Origin of the sequence: Dyella sp. EPa41, from assembly GCF_016586165.1 — a bacterium.
Classification (GTDB): domain Bacteria; phylum Pseudomonadota; class Gammaproteobacteria; order Xanthomonadales; family Rhodanobacteraceae; genus Dyella.
Genome location: NZ_BCPR01000004.1, coordinates 108,519 through 116,390, shown reverse-complemented (window position 1 = coordinate 116,390; position 7,872 = coordinate 108,519). Strand labels below are relative to the sequence as shown.

Genomic DNA, 7,872 nt, shown 5'->3' with positions numbered 1-7,872 from the left:
ATGCTCAGCTCCCGTACCACCGAGCATCGCGGCAAGCCCGCCATCGTGCGCTTCATGCAGTATGGCGTGCCTTCGTTGGTGGTTCTCATCATCGCGCTCTACGTGCTGGAGGCTTACACGCAGGTTCGCGTATCGGCCGTGCTCAACATCGTTTTCAACAAGCTCGCTGCCGGCGGCGGCGAGGAGCGCACCCAGATGTCCCGCTCGCTGTATGCGGCGATCCTCGACAACGGCGGCCTGGGTTCAGGGCAGGGCGTAGGCGTGAACTACGTCAGCGACCCGATCCATCCCTGGCGATACGAGGTGGTCTGGATCGCCAGCGTGTTCCGCGTGGGCCTGCTCGGAGCGTTCTTCTACGCGCTGCCTTTCATCATCTATGTCCTCGGCGTGGCGAAGCTCGCCTTCGACCGTCGCCTGCCGGCGCACCACAAGTTCCTGTTCTCCGGATTTGTCTGCGCCTTCCTTGCCACGAATACCAATCCCTATATCGAGGCGTTCTCGCTGCAGTGGATGTACGTGTTCCCGCTGGTGCTGTGGTACGTCGAACACTCGTTGGCGCTGGTCAGGGTGAGGCGATGAGGCGCATCCGGGTCCTGCTTTTTTCCAAATATTCGAGGAGGGGGGCGAGTTCGCGGCTGCGCAGCCTGCAGTACCTTCCCCTGTTGCGCGGCTACGGCATCGACGTGGACGTTCGGCCGCTCTTCTCGGATGAGTACCTTGATGCGATTTTTCGCGGCAACAGTCGCGGGGCCATGGTGAATGCGTGGCGCCGCGGCGCGCACCGGTTCAAGGAGCTGATGCGCAACGGCGAGCATGATGTCGCCTGGATCGAAGGCGAACTGTTTCCGTACCTGCCGTCCATGGTCGAGTCGCTGCTGGCGCGATCGGTCAAGCCCTATGTGGTGGACTACGACGACGCGCTGTTCCATCGGTACGATCTTTCGTCCAATCGCCTGGTGCGCGGACTGCTGGGGCGAAAGATCGACCGCGTCATGCGTGATGCCGCCTGCGTGGTGGCCGGCAACAGTTACCTGGCGGAGCGTGCGGCCCAGGCCGGCGCGTCGCGCATCGAGGTCATTCCCACGGTGGTGGATGAGCGGCGCTATCAACCGGTGGTGCACGGGGAAGATCGGGGTCCGGTGATCGGCTGGATCGGTTCACCGCTCACCGAAAACTATCTGCTCGACCAGCGCGAGGTGCTCGAGAAGGTTTGCGTCGAACACGGTGCGCGCCTGCTCCTGGTGGGCGCGAACCCCGCCGTGGTCGACCAGTTCAAGGGTTTCGATCCGGAGGTCCTGCCATGGACCGAAGAGAGCGAGGCCGCCGCGATCGCCCGCATGGACATCGGCATCATGCCGTTGCGCGACGGGCCGTGGGAGCGGGGCAAGTGCGGTTACAAACTCATCCAGTACATGGCGTGCGGCCTGCCCGTGGTGGCGTCGCGCGTCGGTGCCAACATCGACATCGTGCGCCACGGCGAGAGCGGTTTTCTCGCGACCGGCAGCGCTAGCTGGGAGGACAACCTGGTGCAATTGATCGAGGATCGCCCCATGCGCCTGCGCATGGGGCAGGCCGGACGCATGGCGGTCGAGCAGACCTATTGCCTGCAGACGCAAGCGCCGCGGCTCGCCCGGGTATTGCACAGCGTGGGGCAGAGCCGATGTGCGGCATAACGGGCTTCTGGCAGCTGCGCTCGGACGACCGGCAGGTGCTGCTCGAACGGGCAGGCAACATGTCGCGTCAGCTGACCCATCGCGGGCCCGACGACGGTGGCTTGTGGTGCGACGAGAATGTCGGCATCGCGCTGGCACATCGTCGGCTCTCCATTCTCGACCTGTCGGCCGCCGGGCACCAGCCGATGCCCTCCGCCGACGGTCGCTACGTGGTCGTGTTCAACGGCGAGATCTACAACCATCTCGAACTGCGCGAGCGTCTCGCCCGCCACGGCGAGGCCCCACCGTGGCGCGGTCACTCCGACACCGAGACGCTGCTGGCATGCTTTGTTGCATGGGGCATCGAGCAGACCCTGGTGGCTTGCGTCGGCATGTTCGCGTTCGCCGTATGGGACCGCCAGGAACGCGCCCTCACGCTGGCGCGCGACCGCATGGGCGAGAAGCCGCTCTATTACGCGTGGCAGAATTCGACGTTCCTGTTCGGCTCGGAGCTGAAGTCGCTCAAGGCGCATCCCGCGCTTCGGACCGAAGTGGACCGCGACGCATTGGCACTGCTGCTTGCCCATGACTGCATCCCCGCGCCGCACTCGATCTATCGCCATGTCTTCAAGCTTCCGCCCGGCCATTTCGTGTGCATATGCGCCGAGGCGCCCGGCGAGGCGCAGCCGGTCCCGTACTGGCGATGCAACGATGTCGTGAGCGCCGGGCTGCGCGATCCCCTCGACTGCAGTGACGAGGAGGCGATCGACGCGCTGGAGAAGCAACTCGGCGCCAGCGTCGGTGGACAACTGATTTCCGACGTGCCGCTGGGCGCCTTCCTGAGCGGCGGCATCGACAGCAGCACGGTTGCCGCGTTGATGCAGGCGTCCAGCCGGGGCCAGGTGAGGACGTTCACGATCGGCTTCGACGAAAGCGACTACGACGAAGCCGTGCACGCCAAGGCGGTGGCGCGCCACCTGGGTACCGAACACACCGAGCTGTACGTGAGGCCGGAGGACACGCTTGCCGTCATTCCGAAGCTGCCATCGATCTATTGCGAGCCATTCGGCGACTGCTCGCAGATACCGACGTTTCTCATCAGCGAGCTGACCCGGCGCGAAGTGACGGTGGCATTGAGCGGCGATGGCGGCGACGAACTGTTTGGCGGCTACAACCGCTACCTCGCGGCACGCACGACGTGGGAGCGCATGCAGCGCATGCCGCATGTGGTGCGGCGGACCATGGCGTCCGCGCTGCAGGCGCTGCCGCCGGGCGGATGGGACGCCATGTTCAACCTCGCCAGCCCCGTGTTGCCCAAGGGCTGGCAGCTCGCCAATCCGGGTGACAAGGCGCACAAGCTCGCCGAAGTGCTCACGGCCTCGGATGGACGCGCGTTCTTCCTCAACCTGGTGAGCCATTGGCGCAAGCCTTCGGACATCGTGATCGGCGCGAACCAGGCCGAGACGTCGTTCACCGATACACGCTCCTGGCCAAAGGCCGATGACCTTGCGCAGTGGATGATGGCGATGGACGCCCAGAACTATCTGCCCGACGACATCCTGGTAAAGGTCGATCGCGCGGCGATGGCCAACAGCCTGGAAACCCGCGCACCGATGCTCGACCACCGCGTGGTCGAGCTCGCGTGGCGCATCCCGTTGCATCAGAAGATTCGCCAGGGGCAGGGCAAATGGCTGATGCGCCAGTTGCTCTACCGGCATGTGCCGAAGGAGTTGATCGAGCGCCCCAAGATGGGCTTCGGCATTCCGCTGGGCAGCTGGTTGCGGGGCCCGCTGCGCGACTGGGCGGAGGCCTTGCTCAGCGAAAGCCGGCTGCGCCGCGAGGGCTACCTGGAGCCCGGCCCCATCCGGCAGCGTTGGGAAGAACACTTGAGCGGCCGCCGAAACTGGCAGCAATCACTGTGGACCATTTTGATGTTCCAGGCCTGGTTGCAGGAGACGGAAGGGACATTGTCGTGACAGCCGCCCCATAGAACCGCCCGGTGTTTGCCCATGGGAGGGGCAGGACCTCGAAGGGCATGCGCGAGGTGTACGAATGAAGGTCATACTTTTCGCCAATACCGATTGGTATCTCTACAACTTCAGGCGATCGCTGGCGATGGCGCTGAGCCACGCCGGCTGCGACGTGTTGCTGATTTCTCCACCCGGGCCCTACGGCGAGAAGCTCCGTGGCCTCGGCTTGCGTTGGGAGCCGTTGCCGATGGAGCGGCGCAGCCTCAATCCCATGCGCGAAATGGCGCTGCTCTGGTATCTCGTGCGCCTGATCCGTCGTGAGCGGCCCACCCTGGTCCACGGCTTCACCATCAAGTGCGCGGTGTATGGGTCGCTGGCGGCGCGCCTGGCGGGCGTTCCTGTTCGCGTGAACGCCGTGGCCGGCATGGGTTACGTCTTCACCAGCGAGCAACTCAAGGCGCGCCTGTTGCGCCCGGTCGTGCGCGGACTCATGAGGCTCGCATTGGGCGGAGAGCAGGCCCGGCTCATCCTGCAGAACTCGGACGACGTGGAGCTGTTCACGCGTGCCGGTCTGGTGGATCCGGAGCACATCCGCCTGATCCGCGGATCAGGTGTCGATTGCGCGCGCTTCGCCGGCGTGCCCAGCGCCGCGCCCCGCGATGGCAGCCTGCGCGTACTGCTCGCGAGCCGCCTGCTCTGGGACAAGGGCATCGAGGAGTTCATCGACGCGCTGCGCCAGTTGCGCGACCAGGGGCGTCCCATCGATGCATTGCTGGCCGGCATGCCGGATCCAGGCAACCCGGCGGCGGTACCGGAGTCGACGATACGCGGCTGGGTCGAAGAGGGGCTGATCACCTGGCTCGGCCATGTCGACGACATGATCCGGTTGCTCGGCAGCGTGCACGTGGTGGTCCTGCCGAGCTATCGCGAAGGGCTGCCGCGCACGCTGGTGGAGGCGGCGGCCTGCGGGCTTCCGCTGGTCACCACGGATGTGCCGGGGTGCCGCGAAGTCGTGCGCGACGGCGTGGATGGATTGCTGGTTCCCGTCAAGGACAGCGATGCGCTGGCCGACGCCATTCGACGATTGCAGGACCAGCCTGAGTTTGCGCGGCAACTCGGACAGGCGGCACGCCGCAAGGCACATGCAGAGTTCGACGAAGGCATCGTCATAAGGCGAACCATGGAGGTTTACGCGGAGCTTTGCCAACCCGTAGGCGTCGCGCTCCTTCGCCAGTGACACCCTTCCCAGACGGAGATAACAACCATGTCAACCGCATCGAAGGCGGCCAACGTCCTTGATTTCCTGCCCGAGAAGGAGCGCGCGGCGATCCGCGCCGGCGTCAGCACCTACGATTGCACGCTGGGCATCCAGGCGGCCATCGACAGTTCCAGCAAGGTGTTCATTCCTTCGGGGGTATACCTGGTCAAGCAGCTCGACCTGAAGTCCGGCCTCGAGCTGTATGGCGAAGGGAGCGCAAGCCAGCTCAAGGCTTACGACAACTCGCTGCAATGCGAATTCATGATGGTGACGCACGTGCGGGATGGCGGCACGCGCCTGGTCGCCGACAACATGCGCAACATCCACCTGCATGACTTCGTGCTCAACGGCCGCGTGGACGAGTTCGGCTACATGCAGTACTTCTACCTGCTGGCCGTCAACGCCACGTCCGACATGGTGGTGGAGCGCGTGACCTTCCACGGATTTCGTGGCGACGGCATGTACGTGGGATCGGGGACGCTCCATGACACGGAACGCCACAACCAGCGCATCGTGGTGCGCGATTGCCTGTTCGACGGCCTGGTCAAGGCCAATCGAAACGGGCTGTCCATCATCGATTGCGACACGCTGACGGTGGAGGGGTGCACCTTCCAGAACATCGGCAACGCAAAGCTGTCTTCCTCGGTCGGCGCGATCGACTTCGAGCCCGACCACAACTGGAGCATCTACAGGAATATCCGCATCAGCCGTTGCAAGTTCATCGACATCAATTCGGTGAACACCGCCGGCATCACGTTCTTCAATGGACACCAGACCGGCGACAACATACGCGGTTGGACCGTGTCCGACTGCGAGTTCGTGAACTGCTACTGGGGTATCTACGGTGCCACCAAGCCGAAGACCAAGGCCGACCCGCCGGACGACCTGACCATCGTCAACTGCAACTTCGTCAATTCGATCCGCTATGACGTGTTCATCGGCGGACTCAGCAACACGCAGATCAGCGGCTGCACGTTCCAGCGTACACCGCCGGGCTCCGGGCCGGGCGGTGATGCCGTTCGCCTCGGCACCTACGTATGGAAGGCCAGCGACAACGCCGTGCGGGCCGTCGTCACCGGCAATACGTTCGTCGGCATTCGCCCGCAGATGGGAGCGATCGGCATCTACGGCGCCAACGACGTGGTGTGCGCCGGCAATACCTTCGTGGATATCCGCGGAAGTTGCCTGAGCTTTGCCATGGACGATACATCCGACAAGGCGAGGAAGATCCAGAACGTGGTCATTTCCGGCAATGTCGCGCGAAGCGCGCCGCAGGCGAGCGGCGTTTCGCGGGGCGTGATGTCCTTCCTCAGCACCAGCAACGAGATGCGCACCGTCAAGGCCACGCTGTCGCTGGCAGAGTCCTACGAGTACGACAACAAGGTCGAGTCCGGCATCACCAGGATCGCGGCCGGCTCAGCGATCCAGTTTCTTGGAAGCTGACCCGGCGCGCGGCCGGCGAGCCCGCCACGGTGGACTACCGTGGCGGCTCCTGTAAGGCCGAGCGAAAGGAGCTGCCTTCGATGCCCGGCTTGAAGCCCGAGCCGCGCAGCGTGGATGGCTCGATCGTTCCGCGACCGCCGTGGCTGGTCAACCCGGTATTCATCGAGGACGCTGCCGCGACGCCATTGGCACGCGCAGCCCATGGCTTGGATGCCTGCGACAATTCGCGGGCGGCTTCCTGGCGCGACCACAGGCGCGTGGTTGTCCAGATATAGGCGGCCAGTGTCAGGCAGAAGATCATCAGGTTGACGCCCGCAGAGGCGATGCCATGGCTGATCGCGACGCCGATGAAGGCAAACGTGCCTGCCAAGCCGATGAGTGCCAGCAGTGTCTTGCGCGGGCCGAACCCGCAGCCCAGCATGATGTGGTGGATGTGCCCGCGATCCGGCTTGAAGGGCGACTTGCCCTGGCTCATGCGACGGAGCATCACGGCGAGCGTGTCGAACACGGGCAGGGCCACGCACCACAGCACATTCACCGGTGACATGTGCGCCTCGGGCACCTGGGTCATGCGGATCAATACCCAGGCCAGCAGGTAGCCGATGAGCGTGCTGCCCGCGTCGCCGAGAAAGATCTTCCGGCCGGCCAGGCCAAGGTTGGCCACCAGGTAGGGCAGCGAGGCCGTGGCGAGCAGGGCAAGCAGCACGATGGCCTCGTGGAGCGGGCCGAGGCCGACGAACAGCGTGATGGCCGCGATGCTCACCATCTCCAGGCTGCCCGCGAGGCCGTCGATGCCGTCCATCATGTTGAACGCGTTCACCAATCCGATGACGGCGATCACGGTGAACGGGTAACCGAGCCAGCCGAGCTCGATCTCGTAGCCAAAGATCGTGCCGAGCGTGTGGATGTATACGCCCGTCGTGGCGATGACGGTGAGGATCGCGATCGTCTGTATGACGAGGCGCTCCCTCACGCTGAGATCGAAGCGGTCATCCAGGGCGCCAAGCAGCGTCAGCAGCATGGTGGTATCGATCAGTACCTTGATGAACCAATGGAAGTGGCCGTAGCACGCCGCGCCGGCGGTCACGCCCATGAAGATCGCCAGGCCGCCGATCAAAGGCACCTTGCCGACATGCTGCTTGCGTTGCGTTGGGTGGTCGATGAGACCCAGGACCAGCGCGTACCGGCGAAGCATGAAGATGGCTGTCGCTGAAGTGATTGCGCCCATCAGGCAGGCGAAAATCACATGAGTATCTTGCATAGCACATTACCCGCCGCTCTCAGCTCACCCCCCTGTGTCCGTGCGAGCCGGTGGTAAGTGGTGCAGGCTTTGAGCAACGCCATTCCTTGCGGCCTGCACTCCTGGGCCGTGAAAGGTCTGGATCGTTGCTGCTCCTGCTGGAACCGTCGGAGTCCAGCAGCCTGCGTGATAAAGCCTGGTTCGTTCGACACCAGGCTTTAGAAGCTATCACGTCTGCATTGCAATTTCGTGCATCGCGCGATGGCCGTTCAGACAAAGTCGATCAATTTGCAGAAAGCGTCAAAAGTA

5 protein-coding genes and 1 pseudogene are annotated in these 7,872 nt (G+C 64.2%); 5 read left to right on the top strand and 1 reads right to left on the bottom strand.

What is annotated here, in order from left to right; genetic code table 11:
- The 5 genes and pseudogenes from JMF82_RS02865 to JMF82_RS02845 form a co-directional block, all read left to right on the top strand.
- Positions 1-579: pseudogene (locus JMF82_RS02865) on the top strand (hypothetical protein); the annotation flags it as partial.
- A 173-nt stretch (positions 580-752) separates the two neighbouring features.
- On the top strand, positions 753-1,673 hold the full coding sequence (locus JMF82_RS02860) for a glycosyltransferase family 4 protein (RefSeq protein ID WP_236585262.1): 921 nt from the start codon (positions 753-755) through the stop codon (positions 1,671-1,673).
- Positions 1,661-3,628: an asparagine synthase (glutamine-hydrolyzing) gene (gene asnB / locus JMF82_RS02855; protein ID WP_201313024.1), complete on the top strand. Its 1,968-nt coding sequence runs from the start codon at positions 1,661-1,663 to the stop codon at positions 3,626-3,628. The genes JMF82_RS02860 and asnB overlap by 13 nt, the downstream gene beginning before the upstream one ends.
- A gap of 76 nt (positions 3,629-3,704) precedes the next feature.
- Complete coding sequence (locus JMF82_RS02850) at positions 3,705-4,859, top strand: glycosyltransferase family 4 protein (protein ID WP_201313023.1); 1,155 nt, start codon at positions 3,705-3,707, stop codon at positions 4,857-4,859.
- Between the two features lie 27 nt (positions 4,860-4,886).
- On the top strand, positions 4,887-6,323 hold the full coding sequence (locus tag JMF82_RS02845) for a right-handed parallel beta-helix repeat-containing protein (RefSeq protein WP_201313022.1): 1,437 nt from the start codon (positions 4,887-4,889) through the stop codon (positions 6,321-6,323).
- Between the two features lie 34 nt (positions 6,324-6,357).
- On the opposite strand, the gene JMF82_RS02840 is transcribed toward JMF82_RS02845, so the two are convergent.
- Positions 6,358-7,518 (bottom strand): undecaprenyl/decaprenyl-phosphate alpha-N-acetylglucosaminyl 1-phosphate transferase, encoded by a 1,161-nt coding sequence (locus tag JMF82_RS02840; protein ID WP_236585261.1) that lies wholly within the window; start codon positions 7,516-7,518, stop codon positions 6,358-6,360.
- Between the last annotated feature and the right edge of the window lie 354 nt (positions 7,519-7,872).